This window comes from Ensifer sp. EB106-03-01-XG145 (genome assembly GCF_058792075.1).
Genome location: NZ_JBYTEC010000001.1, coordinates 161,002 through 175,667, shown reverse-complemented (window position 1 = coordinate 175,667; position 14,666 = coordinate 161,002). Strand labels below are relative to the sequence as shown.

Below are 14,666 nucleotides of genomic sequence, written 5' to 3'. Positions count from 1 at the left end.
GTCAGGAGGAAACGATGGAAGCCGAGGGCATCGGCCTTCATGGCGTGCGCGAAACGCTGCTGATCACGCTTCGAGCGAAGGCTGCGGAGAGCGCACTACCCGATTCTCTTCTGCACGATCGCTTTGCTGCCGAGCTGTTGCGGCGCCTCGACGGCAAGGCGAAAGCGCCTGATGTCGGTCACGACATGACGATCGGCATCGCGATGCGCGCCTATCTGCTCGACCGATGGACCAGGGCTTTCATCGCGAGCCATCCGGATGCGATCGTGCTCAACCTCGGCTGCGGCCTCGACACGCGGATCCTGCGGCTCGATCCGCCTTCCTCCGTCGCCTGGTTCGACGTCGACTTTCCGGATGTCATCGCCTTGCGGCAGCGCCTCTTTCCCGATCGCGTCGGCTGCACTGCAATCGCCTCCTCCATTACCGAGCGGGACTGGATCGACCGCATCCCCGACAATCGGCCGACGATCGTCGTCGCCGAAGGGGTGCTGCCCTATCTTCGCGATCAGGAAGTGCGGGACCTCCTGCGACGGGTCGTCACCTGCCTTGCCGGCGGCGAGATCGTCTTCGACGCCTACAGCCATCTCGGCATCGAACTGCTGCGCTTCAACCCGTCCTTGCGTGCAACAGGTGCTGAGCTTCGTTGGGGGATCGAGGACGCACGGTCGCTGGAGAGGGGCGTGCCCGGGCTGACACTGCTCGAAGACATTTACAACTACGATGCCGCGCAGATCGCGCGCATGTCACCGATGGCGCGGATCGCGATCCAGTTCTTCAGCGCGGTCCCGATGCTGCGCCGTATGGGGCGCCTGCTGCGCTACCGTTTCAAGCAGACATGAAAAAGGCCGCGCCTCGCGGCGCAGCCCCTTGCAAGCAATCGATGTCTGCCGATCAGGCCTTGATCGGCGCGATCGAGATTTCGACGCGGCGGTTCTGCGCGCGGCCGGACTCGGTCGCGTTGGAAGCGATCGGACGCTCCTTGCCGTAGCCCATGGCCGACATGCGGCGCTGGTCGACGCCCTGGCCTGCCAGGTAGTTGGCCACCGAGGCGGCACGGCGCTCGGAGAGGCCCTGGTTGTAGGAGGCGCTGCCGGTCGCATCGGTGTGACCGTCGACGTCGATCATCGTCTTGTTGAACTTGCGCAGCACGATCGCTACCGAGTTCAGCGTGTCGTAGAAGGCCGGGATCACCTGGTCGCGGTCGGTCGCAAAGGTGATGTTCGACGGCATGTTGAGGATGATGCGGTCGCCGGCGCGGGTGACCGAAACGCCGGTGCCCTGAAGCTGGGCGCGCAGTTCCGCTTCCTGGCTGTCCATGTAGTTGCCGATCAGGCCGCCGCCGAGGCCGCCGATTGCGGCGCCCACAAGCGCCGAGTCGCGCCGTCCGGCAGCACTGCCGCCAACGAGCAGACCGGTCGCTGCACCGAGGCCCGCGCCGATCAGCGCGCCGCCGGCGGTGTTCGACATCTTCTGCTCACCCGTATAGGGATCGGTGGTCGTGCATCCCGAAAGATAGATGGCCGCAACAGCCAGAATGGCGCATTTCTTGATCATGGAATCAGTTGTCCCCATTGGTGCTCAAAGGTGCTTCATACTAGCGATTGCGGCAGGAAGATGAAGAGGCGTCCCAATCACGCCATGGTTTACCGGCAAATGCCGGTTTGCTCGGACCGGGTGTGCCGGTCGGGCCACACTATAACCGATCCTTCACATGCCCTTGATAGGACGGACATCTAGCGACCAGGATAAATGTGTGCGGCTTTCCGCCGCCGCTCATTGATAAAGACGAGGCAGATTTGATGGCAATCGAGTTCGGCGACACGCAACGCAGTCTCAGCGACACGCTCAACGGCATGATTGCCTCCATTCGCGGCGAGACGATCACGCTGCGCGAACTGATGACCGAGATCGGCGAACAGGGATTTCTGTTGCTCTGCGCCCTGCTGACGCTGCCGTTCCTGTTGCCGGTGTCGATCCCCGGCGTCAGCACCGTTTTCGGCGCCGCAATCATCCTGATCTCCGTATCGATCACCCTCAACCGCCTGCCCTGGGTGCCGCAACGCATTCTCGACCGCAAGATCGAGACAGAAAAGCTAGTTCCGACCCTGCAAAAGGGGGCGAGCATCGTCTCCAAGCTCGATCGCTACGTCCGCCCGCGCCTGGGTTTCCTGACGCAGGGCGCGGTGATGAACCGCTTCAACGGGCTGATGATCATGGCCGGCGGCGTGCTGTTGATGTTCCCGCTCGGGCTCATCCCTCTGTCGAACACACTGCCGGGAATCGCGATCCTCTTGCTCTCGCTCGGCATCATCCAGCGCGACGGGCTGATGGTCGCCGGCGGCTACCTCTTCCTGATCGCAACGACCGTCTATTTCACCGTACTTGCCTACATGGCCTTTGCCGCCGGCCAGGGCCTGTCGTCTTTCTTCGTTTCGTAAGGCGGAAGCTCGCGAATTCGCAGTCGGGCCTAACGCGCCATCGACGCGTCGGTCGCCAGTCCGGCCGGGAAAGCCGGAGCGGCGGAATGTCAGGCCGCCTGGAAGCTTTTGTAACTGGCGGAATCGGTTTGGACGCCGAGCTTCTCCATCAGCGCCTCGCGGTCGATGCCGAGACTCCTGTCGAACTCGCCAATCGCTGCCGCGACCTTCGGCGCGAACGCTTCGCTTTCGAATTCGATCATGGTGCAGAAGTTGAACTTTCCCGGGCCGGCATGCTGCTCGAGGAACAGATCCTTGACGTAGCCATCCTGGCTGCGAATGACCGCAAGGGTCTTTTCCACCAGCTCCACAAACTGTACCCGCGCGGCGGTTGGAACCGCAAACTTGTTGATGCGATAGAGCGGCGCGACGACGTCCGCCTTTGCATTGCTGCTCATTGAACTCTCCCTCAAGTGTCTCTTCAATGCCCGCCGATGACCATTTTGGCGACGGGCAGAAACACTCGTACGACCTCAAGTAAAGTTGAGGTCAACAGGGGTCGATGAAAAATCATCCTGACGGCTGAAGCAGGATCAGGCGGCGATGCCCTTAAGTACATTGGCAACGTTGAGGCCGATTTCCGGCACGCCGTAGCCGCCCTCCATGCAGACGACGACCGGCAAGCCTGAGCGTTTCAGCGCCTCCCCCATGCGGATGTAGTCCTCGGACGTCAGCCGGAAGAACGAGATCGGGTCGCGCTCGAAGGTGTCGACGCCGAGCGAGACGACCAGCGCCTCGGCACCGAAGGCGGCGATGCGTGACAGCGCGTCGGCCATGGCATCCGACCAGACATCGTAGCCGGTACGACGCGGCAAGGGATAGTTCTTCGTCGTGCCAAGCCCCTCGCCGGCGCCCTCCTCGTCAGCAAAGCCGAGGAAATAGGGGAAGGCATCGACGGGATCGCCGTGGAGCGAGGCGAAATAGACGTCTCCGCGCTCGTAGAAGATATCCTGGGTGCCATTGCCGTGGTGGAAGTCGACGTCAAGCACCGCAACCTTGCGGGCGCCGTGATCGCGCAGGCGCTGGGCGGCACAGGCGGCATTGTTGATGAAGGAATAGCCGCCATAAAGATCGATCGCCGCATGGTGACCGGGCGGACGGCAGAGCGCGAAGGCGGCGCGGTTGCCCGCATGGATGTGGTCGGCAGCCGAGATGGCGCAGTCCATCGCCGCCCGTGCAGCTGCATAGGTGCCTTCGGTGATCGCCGTTTCCGCCGCGAAGGAATAGTAGCCGAGCGCACCGTCGATATCTTTCGGCGGGTGCTGGCGCATGCGTCGGGCCGGGAAACAGGTCGCGATCGCTTCGCCGCGATAGCCGTCGGCGACCCAACGCGACCAGGCGGTTTCGAGGAACTCGAGATAATCGGGCGCGTGCAGCTTAAGGGCGACCTCGAGCTCGTGACGCTCCGGCGAGACGACATCTTTGAAACCCGCTTCCCTTACCGCCGCGAGAATCCATTCGGCACGGAACGGCGCCTCGAAGGGCGGCACGAGTTCGCCGCCGAAGAGCTCGGTCTTGGCGTCGCGGAGCTTATGGTCTTCGGTGTAGAAGATGCGCATGGGGAAGGATCCTGGCTGAGTGCTACGGGCGGGGCACAGGCAACCTACGACAGAATTTGAGCTACTGGCTATCTCAGCGTGCGCCCCTCATCCGGCCTGCCGGCCACCTTCTCCCCGCAAGCGGGGCGAAGGTGACTCGCGGCCCACGCTCGCGTCGACAATAGGCGCCGTCGACTTTCCCTCACTACGGCTCGGTTCGACTATGCTGCGATGCGGGCGCGTCCCCTCTCCCCGCCTGCGGGGAGAGGGTTAGGGTGAGGGGCAAGCCCGCAGAAAGGGTGAGGGGCAATCAAATCGATGACGATCACCCGCTAAGCCGCGATCCTCTTGTAGAAGAACGTGGTGGCGCAGAGCCCGCCTTCCGGCCACATCGCGTAATCGGGGATGACGCCGACGCGCTGCCAGCCAAGGCGCGGATAGATCGCCTCCGCCTCGCTGCCGGTCGCCGTATCGAGCACCAGCAGCGTCTTGCCGCGCGCCGCCGCTTCGCGTTCGACAGCCTCCATCAACCGCCGCGCCAGGCCCTTGCCGCGGGCTGCGCGATGAACGAGCAACTTCTTGAGATCGCCGCGGTGCGGCTGGTTCGGCATCTGCGCGATGCCGACCTGCACCGTACCGAGGATGCGGCCCGCTTCCTCCGCCACCATCAGCAGCGTTTCGTCTGCAGCGACGGCCTCAACAACACCGCGCCAATAGGCAAGCGCGCTTTCCGGCGGATAGGGCTGCATGAAGCCGACCGAGGCGCCACCCTCGACGCAATCGGACAGTACCTCGGCAAGCGCCGGCATGGCGGCGCGGGCCTGGGTTTCATCGAGCAGACGGATCTGGATATCGGACATGATCAAACCTTGGTGCGGCAGAGGACGACGGCATAGTGAGCCGGCTCATCGTGAGGGTTGTGGAAGATGTGGCCAGCCCCCAGCCCCATGAACAGGCAGTCGCCTGCTTCCAGCGAATGGGAGCCGGATTCGGTTGTCAGTTCCAGCCGACCGGAGAAGAGCCAGAGGTGTTGGGTAATCCCTCGGTCAGACGGCTGCCGCTCGAAGACGACGCGCGCACCCGGCGGAAACTCGACCTCGACGATATCGACCGGCGAGCCGAGGCCATCCGGCGAGACGGAGCGGCGCAGATAGCCGGATTCCGGATCGCGCCAGAGGCGCTGGTCTGCACGCCTTGCAAGCGGAGATGCTTCCTTAGCCTCGAAGGCGAAGAGCGCTGAAAGCGTGGTGCTGAGCGCGCTGCAGAGCTTGGCGAGGAGCTGGGCCGTCGGGCTCGCTTCACCACGCTCGATACGCGAGATCATCGCCCGGCTGACGCCGGAGCTGGTGGCGAGTTCGTCGAGCGTCAGATTCTGCTCCGTGCGCAGGGTGCGAATGCGCTCGCCGATGGCATGTTCGAGGGGGTCGGTGATGTTTTCCATTATTTGAGATTGCATTTCTCATATAGTGGAGTCAAGACTGGGAAAGACTGAAAATACGGGCATGCGATGCCGCTTTGGCGACAGCGCATCGACGGCCTTTCGGCTATCATGGCAGCTTCGTGAGCAGAAACGAGAAAAGCTTACACTTCAATACTTTAGATAGTCCTCATCCATCACGCCAGCGCGCCCAAAGGCGCGGCCTTCCATCGACAGGTTGGACATGACAACGCAGCCCTCCTCGCTGACCTCGATCGCCAGTATCGTTGCCTCGATGACTTCGGTCGCGATCGGCAACGGCATGATGCTCGCCTATGTGCCCTTCGCGCTGACGCGCTCGGACGCGCCGGACTGGGTGCCGGGTGCTGCGGTCACGATGATCGCCTTCGGCGGGCTGATCGGCTGCGTCATCGCCGGACCGATGATCCGTCGCGTCGGCCATGCGCGCGCCTTCTCCTGCTCGATGGCGCTCGTCATCCTCTCGGCGCTGACGATCGCGCTCGGCATGCATCCGCTCTTGTGGGTACTGGCCCGCGGGCTTTATGGCGCGTCCGGCAACACCAATTTCATCATCGCCCAAAGCTGGCTCAACCATGCGAGCGAAAACCACTGGCGCGGCAAGGCGATGGCGCTGTTCTACATGGCCTATGTCATCGGGCTCGGCACCGGCGCCTGGCTGTTCGGACAGATCCCGGCCGACGGCAACCTGCCGCCGCTCGTCACCATCTTCTTCACAGCGCTCGCGCTCTTGCCGATCGGGCTGACGCGGCTGCCGACGCCACCGCCGCCGGCCAAAGTCAGCATCGACATCCCGATGGTCTGGCGCAATTCCCCCGTCGCCTTCATCGGCGTGCTTGCCGCCGGCGGCCTCTCGATGGTGGTGCAGGGCTTCACGCCGATCTATGCGGCCGCCAACAATGTCAGTCAGAGCGACGTCGCCAATCTGATGTTCGTCATGCAATTCGGCCTCATCGCCATCCAGTATCCGATGGGAACATTGTCGGACCGGATCGATCGGCGCCTGGTGTTGATCGGCACGTGCCTATTGATCCTTGCCGCCGGCTTCTTCGCGCTTTCGGCGTCGTTCAGCAATCTGCTCCTTCTGATGCTGGTCTTCGCGCTCTTTGCCGGCGCAGTCGAGACCGTCTATTCGATCGCCAATGCGCATGCCAACGACCGCACGGATCCCGCCGATTTCGTGCCGCTTGCCAGCACCATGCTGGTCGCCTGGTCGATCGCCGCAACAGTCGTGCCGATGCTAGTGACGCTGTTGACACCGGTGTTCGGGCAGCGCACGTTCATCTATGCGGCGATGGCCGTTGCCGCGCTTTATGCCTTCTTCGTGCTGCTCAGGTTGCGCAAACGTGATGAGGTGCCGGCGGCCGAGCGCGAGAGCTTCGAGATCATGAGCGCGCAGGTGCCCAATGCCGGTGCGCTCGTCGATGCCGAAGCGGGGGCCGAATAGGCCGATTTATAGTGAACGAAGCCTTCATTTCCCGCTTTGCGGCGGTTGAAGGCACTGCTATATGCGGCCCATGAGCACAACATCTTCGAAGACGCCCCTTTCGCATATCCGCAACTTCTCGATCGTGGCCCACATCGACCACGGCAAGTCGACGCTTGCTGACCGGCTGATCCAGTCCACCGGTGGCCTCGCCGAGCGCGAGATGTCCGAGCAGGTGCTCGACAGCATGGATATCGAACGCGAGCGCGGCATCACCATCAAGGCCCAGACGGTGCGACTGCACTACAAGGCCAATGATGGCGAAACCTATGTGCTGAACCTGATCGACACGCCCGGCCACGTCGACTTCGCCTATGAAGTCTCGCGCTCGCTGTCGGCCTGCGAAGGCTCGCTGCTCGTCGTCGACGCCTCCCAGGGGGTGGAAGCGCAGACGCTCGCCAACGTCTACCAGGCGATCGACAACAACCACGAGCTCGTCACCGTGCTCAACAAGATCGACCTGCCGGCGGCCGAACCGGACCGCATCAAGGAGCAGATCGAGGAAGTGATCGGCATCGACGCTTCGGACGCGGTGCTGATTTCGGCGAAGACCGGCCTCGGCATTCCGGACGTGCTCGAAGCGATCGTCAACAAGCTGCCGGCGCCGAAGAGCGACGGCGGCGATGCGGCGCCCTTGAAGGCGCTGCTGGTCGACAGCTGGTACGACACCTATCTCGGCGTCATGGTTCTCGTGCGCATCATCGACGGCACGCTCAAGAAGGGCATGACCATCCGGATGATGGGCACCGACGCCAAGTACACGATCGAACGCGTCGGCGTGCTGACGCCGAAGATGGTCGCGATGGATGCGCTTGGCCCCGGCGAGATCGGCTTCATCACCGCCTCGATCAAGGAAGTGGCCGATACCCGCGTCGGCGACACCATCACCGAAGACAAGCGCCCGACCGCCAAGGCGCTGCCGGGCTTCAAGCCGGCACAGCCGGTGGTGTTCTGCGGCCTCTTCCCGGTTGACGCCGCCGATTTCGAGGACCTGCGTTCGGCCATGGGCAAGCTGCGCCTCAACGACGCGTCGTTCTCCTTCGAAATGGAATCGTCCGCAGCTCTCGGCTTCGGCTTCCGCTGCGGCTTCCTCGGTCTGCTGCACCTTGAAATCATCCAGGAACGGCTGGAGCGCGAGTTCGACCTCGACCTGATCGCGACGGCCCCTTCGGTCGTCTACAAGCTGTTCATGACCGACGGCTCGGAACGCGAGCTGCACAACCCGGCCGACATGCCCGACGTCGTCAAGATCGCCGAGATCCACGAGCCGTGGATCCGTGCGACGATCCTGACGCCCGACGACTATCTCGGTGGCATCCTGAAGCTCTGCCAGGACCGGCGCGGCATCCAGATCGAGCTGACCTATGTCGGCACCCGCGCGATGCTGACCTACGACCTGCCGCTCAACGAAGTCGTCTTCGACTTCTACGACCGCCTGAAATCGATCTCCAAGGGCTACGCCTCGTTCGACTACCAGATCACCGACCACAAGGAAGGCAACCTTGTGAAGATGTCGATCCTCGTCAACGGCGAGCCGGTCGACGCCCTGTCAATGATGGTACACCGGATGGCGGCGGAAAAGCGCGGTCGCGAGATGTGCGAGAAGCTCAAGGAACTGATCCCGAAGCACATGTTCAAGATCCCGATCCAGGCGGCAATCGGCGGCAATGTTATCGCCCGCGAAACCATCTCCGCGCTGCGCAAGGACGTGACGGCCAAGTGCTACGGCGGCGACGCCACCCGCAAGCGCAAGCTTCTGGAAAAGCAGAAGGCCGGCAAGAAGCGCATGCGCCAGTTCGGCAAGGTGGAGATCCCGCAGGAAGCGTTCATCGCCGCACTCAAGATGGGCGACGAGTAAGCGGCAGAACCGCATGCTTCTACGTTTGAAAAGGGCGGCCTCGGGTCGCCCTTTTTGGTTTGCCACTAAGACGCGCGTCAGTCCGCGTCGAGCAAATACCGCTTCGAAATCCGATCCACCAGCCGCCCGTCACTCAGCGGCACCGCCTTATCAATCTTGTAGTCTGTGAAGCCCATCCTGCCGTAATAGGTGAGGCCGCCCACGTTGTCGGCGCGGATGGTGGCGTTGAGCGCCTTGAAGCCGATGGAACGGGCGTGGTCGCGGGTGGCCTCGAAAAGCGCCGTGCCGGCGCCTTTGACCTTGTTGCCGGGGCGGGAGAAGGTGCCGATATCGGCCCAATCCTTGGGTATTCCGTCCGAGCGCTCCAGTCCCTGGAAAGCGCAAGGCTCACCATTCTCATCCTCCGCAACGAAGCAACTGACGAAGCCGGGACCTTCGAGATAGTGTTCCGCAAAGCTTTTTGGCGTGAACGGCGTCTGATGGGCGGTGGTGCCGCCGATCCGGATGATCTCGTTGAGGAAGGCGCACAGAACAGGCGCATCGTCCCGCCGCGCCGGGCGCACATGGATCGTTTTCGTCGCATCGACCATAAGAAAAACACTCCTTGAAAAGGTCTAAAGTATTCAGTTTCCTGCACGCGGCAGCGGGCGTGCCGGGTTTCCGGCGACGGTCGCCCCGGCGGGCACATCCTTCGTCACCACCGCGCCGGCGCCGACAATCGCACCATCGCCGATCGTCACACCGCCCAGGATGATGGCGCCGCCGCCGATCCAGACATCCGCGCCGATCGTCACCGGGCGGGCGACTTCGAGGCCCTGGCCACGCAGAACCGCGTCCTTGTGGTGCTCGGCACAATAGATCTGCACGCTCGGTCCCAGCATCGTGCCCTCGCCGATCGTCACCCGACCGCTGTCGAGGATCGTGCAGCCGGCGTTGAGATAGACGCGGGCGCCGAGACTTGTGTTGATGCCGTAGGAGCAATGGAACGGTGCTTCGATGAAGACGCCATCGGCAACCGCACCGAACAGTGCACGCAAAGCCGGCGCCATGCTTCCGCGCGCGGCCGGTGACATGGTGTTGTGCTGGTGGACCGCTTCGCGTGCCGTCAGTCGAAGCGCATCGAGCTCGGCATCGAGGCACGAGTACCATTCACCTGCGGCCATCTTGTCGCGTTCGCTGGCGGTCATGCTCTTGCCTTTGCTTCCGCCGCTTCGCGCCGGGCCAGGCTTTCGGCCGGCCACATCGTCTTCATGTCGTAATAGATCTCGAAGGCTGGAGCGCCGCCTTCGAGCGACAGCCACTCCACCTTGGAGCGAGTGAAAATGTGCGCATCCGGCGAGAAGTCCGAGGGACGGTCGAGGCTCGCGATGCGGAGGAAGGAGAGCCAGCCGCGCCGGCCATAGTCGCTCCAGAGCGCCGTCTGGCATTCGGCGCAGCGATAAACGTCGTGCGGGCGGCCGCTGTCGGTGGGGAGCGTCACCATGACGGGCTCGCCCTCGGTGAGCTCGATATTTTCGCGCTCGATAACGCCGTTGACAACGAAAGCGCTGCCGACCTGGCGCTGGCAATCGCTGCAATGGCAGCAATTGACGAACATCGGCGCGGCCTTCAGCCGATAGCGAATGCGGCCACAGAAGCAACCGCCGTTTAGTGTCTCGCTCATCCGTCCATCTCCTCCAATACCGGATCCGCGTTCGCGGCGGCGCCCTCACGCCGACCGATCGTCGCCACCCAGGCGCGCGCCAGCGCCAGGCCGGCAGCATCGGCCTCCCGGCCATGGCGGGCAGCGTGCTCGCGATAGCGGGCAAGCCAGGTGGTATCGAGCCGGTTGATCGTATCCGCGAAGGCGCGGTTCCAGTCCTCGACGAGATGCGTGTCCGCCTCGAAATGGAACTGGGTGCCATAGGCGGCGCGGCCGATGCGGAAGGCCTGATGGGTGGTGACGGCGTTTTCGGCGAGATGCACGGCGCCCTCGGGCAACGTAAAGGTATCGCCGTGCCACTGGAAGATCGGGAAGCTCTCGCCGACGCTGGAGAGCACCGGGTCCTCAGCGCCTTCGCCGCGCACCTGGATCTGGCACCAGCCGAACTCCCTGGCGGTGCCCAGCAGATTTTCCCCGCCATAGGCGCGCGCAAGAAGCTGGCTTCCGAGGCAGATGCCTAGCACGGAGCGGCCGCTGTCGCCGAAGGCGCGCATCAGTGCGGCGAGATCAGGCAGATAGGGATAGGTGGCATCGTCAAGCGCGCTCTGCTCGCCGCCAAGCACGACGAGCGCATCGTAACCTTCGGGCGTCGCAGGAACGGCTTCGCCCAGATAGGCGCGGTGGATCTCGATCTGCGCCTTGACCTCGCGAAGCGCCGTGCCGACCTGGCCGAGCTCGGTCTTCGCCATGTTTTCAACCACCAATACCCGCATCGTCACCTTCCCTTCGCCGTCGCGAACCGAGATTGAACACGAGCGTGGCCGCTGTTCAAGAGGCGCAATGATCCGCCCTGCGCTTTGCACCTTCCGCCACGGGTCTTGACTTCCCGGTCAAACTTTCCGACCTTCGGGGCATCATGATGTCGACGATTTCTTCCTATCACTGCTTCCGGGTGTGCCCGATCGCAGGAACCTGACCCCAGCCCGGATGCTTGCGCTCTCCGGGTAAGGGGAGCCTTTCGCGTCGGCAGAAGAAATTTTAGACGCAGCTGAACGAGCGCCGAATTCCCAGAAAATTGATTCCGAGTGCGCCCGTGGGCGCCAAGGCCGAACACGGCAGGTCACATCATGGCGGCATCCCGCAAGAAACTTCCCCCCATCATCGTCAATGCCGACGATCACAAGCGGCTGACGGCGCTGGCGTCCTCCGCGCTCGACCGCGTGCCCGACGTGGCCGAAGCGCTGCTCTGCGAGCTCGACCGCGCCCGCATTGGCGCGCCAGAGGCGCTGCCTGCCGACAGCGTGCAGATGGGCTCCAGCGTTGCCTTCGAGGCGGACAACGGCTTTGCCAAGCAGGTGACGCTCGTCTACCCCGGCGAGGCCGATATCGAGACCGGACGCATCTCGGTGCTGACGCCTGTTGGAGCAGCCCTGATCGGTCTTTCCGTCGGCCAGTCGATCGACTGGCAGGATCGGTCGGGCAAGGTCCACCGCATGACCATTCGCAGCGTGACGCCCCAAGCAATTCCAGGAAAAGTGTGAAACGGTTTCCATCCGGAATTGCGTATTCCCTGAAGGCAGACCGGCGGCATGGGCACTACGTGTCGCCAAACGAAAACGGGGAGGCCAGTCTTCACCGCCTCCCCGTTTCCCTGGTCATCGTTCGATCAATCAGAACTGCTTGCCGAGCTTGGCGTCGACCGACTGGCTGTTGGCGCCGCGGATGGCGAAGAAGAACAGGATCGCCGCCCAGAGGATGGATTTCTCAGCGCCGAAGAGGCCCTCGCCCTGCACGATGCCGTGGAAGTAGACTGTGACAAGCAGAACGATCATGCCGGCGAAAGCAGCCGGGCGCGTCAGCAGGCCGATCGCGATCAGGATGCCGCCGAAGAATTCGGTCGCAGCCAGCAGCGGTGACCAGAAGACACCGGGATAAAAGCCGAGGCCTTCAACCATGCCGATCGCGCCGAAGGGATCGGTGATCTTGCCGAAGCCGTGGACCGCGAGCAGGGCACCCGCCAGAACACGCAGCAGCGTCTCGGCTGATGTATCCAGCGGCAGATAAATCTTTTCCAGCGCCGGCAGGATGGTACGCGGGCGGGAACTGGAAGCGGTGACGTCGGTCATGAATGGCCTCTCCGGCGGTTGGGGTGCGACAATTTGTGCAATGCCGCATTGTCTCGCCGCGACGGCAGCGCAAAGCAAGCTATCCCCCGATAAAAACATGACTAAATTTGTTGACAATTATGTGAGCAGGGCGTGAGCATCTGAGGCGCAGCGACGCAGTTGTTTCCGCCTGGCGTCGCCGATATGGTCGCCGCCCCGACACATGTCCGAGACCAGGCCGATGGATCCGAAACCGCGTATCACCATCCTCTATTGCACCCAATGCAACTGGCTGCTGCGCGCCGGCTGGATGGCACAGGAACTGCTGCAGACCTTCGGGCAATCGCTCGGCGAAGTGGCGCTCATTCCCGGCACCGGCGGCAATTTCGAGATCCGCGTCGATGACGCGCTCGTCTGGGAACGCAAGCGCGACGGCGGCTTCCCCGGTCCCAAGGAACTGAAACAGCGCATCCGCGACATCATCGAGCCGGAGCGCGATCTCGGCCATACGGACAGGAGCTGATCCTGGATTTCGGAATTCTTGCCGGCGTCTTTTCCGCTGCGTTCCTGTCGGCGACGCTGCTCTTTGGCATGTCGGAGGCTGCAGTCGTTGCTGCCGCCTTGCATGGAGAAACAAGCCGCCCTGCCCTGTTCGTTGCGGCAACGCTCGGCAACGTGCTCGGCGCCGTCGTCAACTTCGCGCTGGGGCGCTTCCTGATCCGCTTCGAAGGTCGACGCTGGTTTCCGGTTTCTCCGGCAAGCCGACAGAAGGCGGAGGCGCTCTTTGCCCGCTACGGCCAGCCGGTGCTGCTGCTTTCCTGGCTGCCCGTCATCGGCGACCCGCTGACGCTGGTCGCCGGCCTGTTGCGCATGAAGCTGCCGCTATTCCTGCTGTTCGTCGCCATCGGCAAGGCGGCACGTTATGCCGTCGTCCTGTACCTGACGCCCTGACGCCAAGCAAAGCGATCAGACGTTGCGATCGCGGCTCAGCTGTGAGCGAAGATATCCGTCTCGTCCCAGCCCAGCAGATCAAGCTTGGAGCGCGTAGGCAGGAAGGCAAAGCAGGCGTCGGCATGCTCCATGCGGCCGTCGCGAAGCAGGCGGGCCGTCAGCTTGTCGCGCAGCGCATGCAGGTGCAGTACATCGGAAGCCGCATATTCGAGCTGCGCCGGCGAGAGGATGTCCGCCGCCCAATCGGACGACTGCTGCTGCTTGGAAATGTCGACGTCGAGCATTTCCTTGAGATTGTCCTTGAGGCCGTGGCGGTCGGTATAGGTCCGGGTCAGCCGCGAGGCGATCTTGGTGCAGAAAACCGGCGTCGTCGTCACTCCGAACGTGTGGAAGAGCACGGCGATATCGAAGCGGCCGAAGTGGAAAATCTTCTGGCGGGCCGGATCGGCGAGCATGGCGACGAGGTTCGGCGCTTGCCTCTGGCCGGCGGCGATGCGGATGACGTCGGCGGTGCCGTCGCCCGGCGAAAGCTGTACGACACAGAGACGGTCACGGCGGGGGATGAGACCAAGCGTTTCAGTGTCGATGGCGATCGCACCGGTATAGCGCGCAGCATCGGCTGCGGAAATGTCGCCTTCATGGACCCGTATTGCATTCGCCATCGAAAATCCCCAGATCAAACGAAGTGGTGTGGCCTATAGCGCAAGTTTGGCGCCGGCGATACCGTTACCGTATCCCGCCAGACGGTCGCCCGTTCGAAAGTCCTGACAATGACGTCTTTTCGCTCCGCTCTCGCCCTTTCGGCCCTCGCGCTGACTTTGGGGCTCTCCATCGTCCCGGCAACGGCACAGACCTACCGGGACCTGCCCGGCGTGCGCCAGATGGATCCGCTGAATGGCGGCGGAGACCATACCGTCTGCGAACAGACCTTCGTCGACCGCAACTATCCGTTCGAATCGACGGCCCGCGGCGGCCCCGTCTACGACACGATCTACAATTGCCGCCGCGGTGATGGACCGGTCTTCCAGGGCAGCGACCTGCCGCCGTCGCTCTATCGCCAGAAACGCGGCCTCGGCTATTGAAGCAGGTGTGCCTCGGCGCCCTTCGCGTTGCTCTCAAGCTTGCCTCCTCGACGACCACGCCGCTTGGCAAG

At 63.3% G+C, this 14,666-nt stretch carries 19 protein-coding genes; 8 read left to right on the top strand and 11 right to left on the bottom strand.

What is annotated here, in order from left to right:
• Positions 1 to 14 precede the first annotated feature (14 nt).
• Entirely contained in the window at positions 15 to 839 is an 825-nt protein-coding gene (locus AC3WWH_RS00880) for a class I SAM-dependent methyltransferase (RefSeq protein WP_057248233.1), read from the top strand.
• A 52-nt stretch (positions 840 to 891) separates the two neighbouring features.
• On the opposite strand, the gene AC3WWH_RS00875 is transcribed toward AC3WWH_RS00880, so the two are convergent.
• The gene (locus AC3WWH_RS00875; RefSeq protein WP_057247858.1) at positions 892 to 1,554 is read right to left on the bottom strand and encodes a YiaD family glycine zipper/OmpA-like lipoprotein; all 663 of its coding nucleotides are present in this window, start codon (positions 1,552 to 1,554) and stop codon (positions 892 to 894) included.
• Between the two features lie 245 nt (positions 1,555 to 1,799).
• On the opposite strand from AC3WWH_RS00875, the gene AC3WWH_RS00870 reads away from it, so the two are divergent.
• Positions 1,800 to 2,438: an exopolysaccharide biosynthesis protein gene (locus tag AC3WWH_RS00870; protein WP_057247857.1), complete on the top strand. Its 639-nt coding sequence runs from the start codon at positions 1,800 to 1,802 to the stop codon at positions 2,436 to 2,438.
• 89 nt (positions 2,439 to 2,527) lie between these two features.
• Here AC3WWH_RS00870 and AC3WWH_RS00865 read toward each other — a convergent pair whose 3' ends face one another.
• The 4 genes from AC3WWH_RS00865 to AC3WWH_RS00850 form a co-directional block, all read right to left on the bottom strand.
• Positions 2,528 to 2,875: a hypothetical protein gene (locus tag AC3WWH_RS00865; protein WP_058324545.1), complete on the bottom strand. Its 348-nt coding sequence runs from the start codon at positions 2,873 to 2,875 to the stop codon at positions 2,528 to 2,530.
• Positions 2,876 to 3,010: 135 nt separating this feature from the next.
• A complete protein-coding gene (locus AC3WWH_RS00860; RefSeq protein WP_058324544.1) occupies positions 3,011 to 4,036 on the bottom strand; it encodes a histone deacetylase family protein in 1,026 nt (341 codons plus the stop codon).
• A 311-nt stretch (positions 4,037 to 4,347) separates the two neighbouring features.
• Positions 4,348 to 4,875 (bottom strand): GNAT family N-acetyltransferase, encoded by a 528-nt coding sequence (locus tag AC3WWH_RS00855; protein WP_058324543.1) that lies wholly within the window; start codon positions 4,873 to 4,875, stop codon positions 4,348 to 4,350.
• A gap of 2 nt (positions 4,876 to 4,877) precedes the next feature.
• Entirely contained in the window at positions 4,878 to 5,456 is a 579-nt protein-coding gene (locus tag AC3WWH_RS00850) for a helix-turn-helix domain-containing protein (protein WP_082615690.1), read from the bottom strand.
• Between the two features lie 220 nt (positions 5,457 to 5,676).
• Here AC3WWH_RS00850 and AC3WWH_RS00845 point away from each other — a divergent pair, with 220 nt between their 5' ends.
• A complete protein-coding gene (locus AC3WWH_RS00845) occupies positions 5,677 to 6,918 on the top strand; it encodes an MFS transporter (RefSeq protein WP_058324542.1) in 1,242 nt (413 codons plus the stop codon).
• A 70-nt stretch (positions 6,919 to 6,988) separates the two neighbouring features.
• A complete protein-coding gene (gene lepA, locus AC3WWH_RS00840) occupies positions 6,989 to 8,815 on the top strand; it encodes a translation elongation factor 4 (protein ID WP_373419933.1) in 1,827 nt (608 codons plus the stop codon).
• A 77-nt stretch (positions 8,816 to 8,892) separates the two neighbouring features.
• On the opposite strand, the gene AC3WWH_RS00835 is transcribed toward lepA, so the two are convergent.
• From AC3WWH_RS00835 to AC3WWH_RS00820, 4 genes are read right to left on the bottom strand one after another with little or no spacing between them, the layout of a single operon-like run.
• Complete coding sequence (locus tag AC3WWH_RS00835) at positions 8,893 to 9,405, bottom strand: GNAT family N-acetyltransferase (RefSeq protein ID WP_057247850.1); 513 nt, start codon at positions 9,403 to 9,405, stop codon at positions 8,893 to 8,895.
• A 33-nt stretch (positions 9,406 to 9,438) separates the two neighbouring features.
• Positions 9,439 to 10,002 carry a sugar O-acetyltransferase gene (locus AC3WWH_RS00830; RefSeq protein WP_058324540.1) on the bottom strand — a complete coding sequence of 188 codons (564 nt, stop codon included), beginning with the start codon at positions 10,000 to 10,002 and terminating at the stop codon, positions 9,439 to 9,441.
• Positions 9,999 to 10,478 carry a GFA family protein gene (locus AC3WWH_RS00825; RefSeq protein WP_058324539.1) on the bottom strand — a complete coding sequence of 160 codons (480 nt, stop codon included), beginning with the start codon at positions 10,476 to 10,478 and terminating at the stop codon, positions 9,999 to 10,001. The genes AC3WWH_RS00830 and AC3WWH_RS00825 overlap by 4 nt, the downstream gene beginning before the upstream one ends.
• Positions 10,475 to 11,230 carry a type 1 glutamine amidotransferase gene (locus AC3WWH_RS00820; protein WP_058324538.1) on the bottom strand — a complete coding sequence of 252 codons (756 nt, stop codon included), beginning with the start codon at positions 11,228 to 11,230 and terminating at the stop codon, positions 10,475 to 10,477. Before AC3WWH_RS00820 ends, AC3WWH_RS00825 begins: the two co-directional genes overlap by 4 nt.
• 354 nt (positions 11,231 to 11,584) lie before the next feature.
• On the opposite strand from AC3WWH_RS00820, the gene rnk reads away from it, so the two are divergent.
• Positions 11,585 to 11,998, top strand: a complete 414-nt coding sequence (gene rnk, locus AC3WWH_RS00815) for a nucleoside diphosphate kinase regulator (protein ID WP_058324537.1) — start codon at positions 11,585 to 11,587, stop codon at positions 11,996 to 11,998.
• A 129-nt stretch (positions 11,999 to 12,127) separates the two neighbouring features.
• Here the strand turns inward: rnk and AC3WWH_RS00810 are convergent, their stop codons facing one another.
• Positions 12,128 to 12,583: a DoxX family protein gene (locus tag AC3WWH_RS00810; protein WP_057247845.1), complete on the bottom strand. Its 456-nt coding sequence runs from the start codon at positions 12,581 to 12,583 to the stop codon at positions 12,128 to 12,130.
• A gap of 220 nt (positions 12,584 to 12,803) precedes the next feature.
• Between AC3WWH_RS00810 and AC3WWH_RS00805 the strand changes: the two genes are divergently transcribed.
• Both AC3WWH_RS00805 and AC3WWH_RS00800 read left to right on the top strand, forming a co-directional pair.
• Positions 12,804 to 13,085, top strand: a complete 282-nt coding sequence (locus AC3WWH_RS00805; RefSeq protein ID WP_058324536.1) for an Rdx family protein — start codon at positions 12,804 to 12,806, stop codon at positions 13,083 to 13,085.
• 68 nt (positions 13,086 to 13,153) lie between these two features.
• Positions 13,154 to 13,513 (top strand): YqaA family protein, encoded by a 360-nt coding sequence (locus AC3WWH_RS00800; RefSeq protein ID WP_082615689.1) that lies wholly within the window; start codon positions 13,154 to 13,156, stop codon positions 13,511 to 13,513.
• A 35-nt stretch (positions 13,514 to 13,548) separates the two neighbouring features.
• Here AC3WWH_RS00800 and AC3WWH_RS00795 read toward each other — a convergent pair whose 3' ends face one another.
• Positions 13,549 to 14,175 (bottom strand): ribonuclease D, encoded by a 627-nt coding sequence (locus AC3WWH_RS00795; RefSeq protein WP_057248232.1) that lies wholly within the window; start codon positions 14,173 to 14,175, stop codon positions 13,549 to 13,551.
• Positions 14,176 to 14,283: 108 nt separating this feature from the next.
• On the opposite strand from AC3WWH_RS00795, the gene AC3WWH_RS00790 reads away from it, so the two are divergent.
• Entirely contained in the window at positions 14,284 to 14,595 is a 312-nt protein-coding gene (locus tag AC3WWH_RS00790) for a hypothetical protein (protein WP_057247842.1), read from the top strand.
• Positions 14,596 to 14,666 lie beyond the last annotated feature (71 nt).

What these genes read in the sequence shown, in the direction of transcription:
- AC3WWH_RS00790 (WP_057247842.1), top strand. Translation starts at nt 14,284, where the DNA reads ATGACGTCTTTTCGCTCCGCTCTCGCCCTTTCGGCCCTCGCGCTGACT.
- AC3WWH_RS00795 (WP_057248232.1), bottom strand. Translation starts at nt 14,175, where the DNA reads ATGGCGAATGCAATACGGGTCCATGAAGGCGACATTTCCGCAGCCGAT.
- lepA (WP_373419933.1), top strand. Translation starts at nt 6,989, where the DNA reads ATGAGCACAACATCTTCGAAGACGCCCCTTTCGCATATCCGCAACTTC.
- AC3WWH_RS00865 (WP_058324545.1), bottom strand. Translation starts at nt 2,875, where the DNA reads ATGAGCAGCAATGCAAAGGCGGACGTCGTCGCGCCGCTCTATCGCATC.
- AC3WWH_RS00860 (WP_058324544.1), bottom strand. Translation starts at nt 4,036, where the DNA reads ATGCGCATCTTCTACACCGAAGACCATAAGCTCCGCGACGCCAAGACC.
- AC3WWH_RS00850 (WP_082615690.1), bottom strand. Translation starts at nt 5,456, where the DNA reads ATGGAAAACATCACCGACCCCCTCGAACATGCCATCGGCGAGCGCATT.
- AC3WWH_RS00820 (WP_058324538.1), bottom strand. Translation starts at nt 11,230, where the DNA reads ATGCGGGTATTGGTGGTTGAAAACATGGCGAAGACCGAGCTCGGCCAG.
- AC3WWH_RS00800 (WP_082615689.1), top strand. Translation starts at nt 13,154, where the DNA reads ATGTCGGAGGCTGCAGTCGTTGCTGCCGCCTTGCATGGAGAAACAAGC.
- AC3WWH_RS00875 (WP_057247858.1), bottom strand. Translation starts at nt 1,554, where the DNA reads ATGATCAAGAAATGCGCCATTCTGGCTGTTGCGGCCATCTATCTTTCG.
- AC3WWH_RS00830 (WP_058324540.1), bottom strand. Translation starts at nt 10,002, where the DNA reads ATGACCGCCAGCGAACGCGACAAGATGGCCGCAGGTGAATGGTACTCG.
- AC3WWH_RS00845 (WP_058324542.1), top strand. Translation starts at nt 5,677, where the DNA reads ATGACAACGCAGCCCTCCTCGCTGACCTCGATCGCCAGTATCGTTGCC.
- AC3WWH_RS00855 (WP_058324543.1), bottom strand. Translation starts at nt 4,875, where the DNA reads ATGTCCGATATCCAGATCCGTCTGCTCGATGAAACCCAGGCCCGCGCC.
- AC3WWH_RS00870 (WP_057247857.1), top strand. Translation starts at nt 1,800, where the DNA reads ATGGCAATCGAGTTCGGCGACACGCAACGCAGTCTCAGCGACACGCTC.
- AC3WWH_RS00835 (WP_057247850.1), bottom strand. Translation starts at nt 9,405, where the DNA reads ATGGTCGATGCGACGAAAACGATCCATGTGCGCCCGGCGCGGCGGGAC.
- AC3WWH_RS00810 (WP_057247845.1), bottom strand. Translation starts at nt 12,583, where the DNA reads ATGACCGACGTCACCGCTTCCAGTTCCCGCCCGCGTACCATCCTGCCG.
- rnk (WP_058324537.1), top strand. Translation starts at nt 11,585, where the DNA reads ATGGCGGCATCCCGCAAGAAACTTCCCCCCATCATCGTCAATGCCGAC.
- AC3WWH_RS00825 (WP_058324539.1), bottom strand. Translation starts at nt 10,478, where the DNA reads ATGAGCGAGACACTAAACGGCGGTTGCTTCTGTGGCCGCATTCGCTAT.
- AC3WWH_RS00805 (WP_058324536.1), top strand. Translation starts at nt 12,804, where the DNA reads ATGGATCCGAAACCGCGTATCACCATCCTCTATTGCACCCAATGCAAC.
- AC3WWH_RS00880 (WP_057248233.1), top strand. Translation starts at nt 15, where the DNA reads ATGGAAGCCGAGGGCATCGGCCTTCATGGCGTGCGCGAAACGCTGCTG.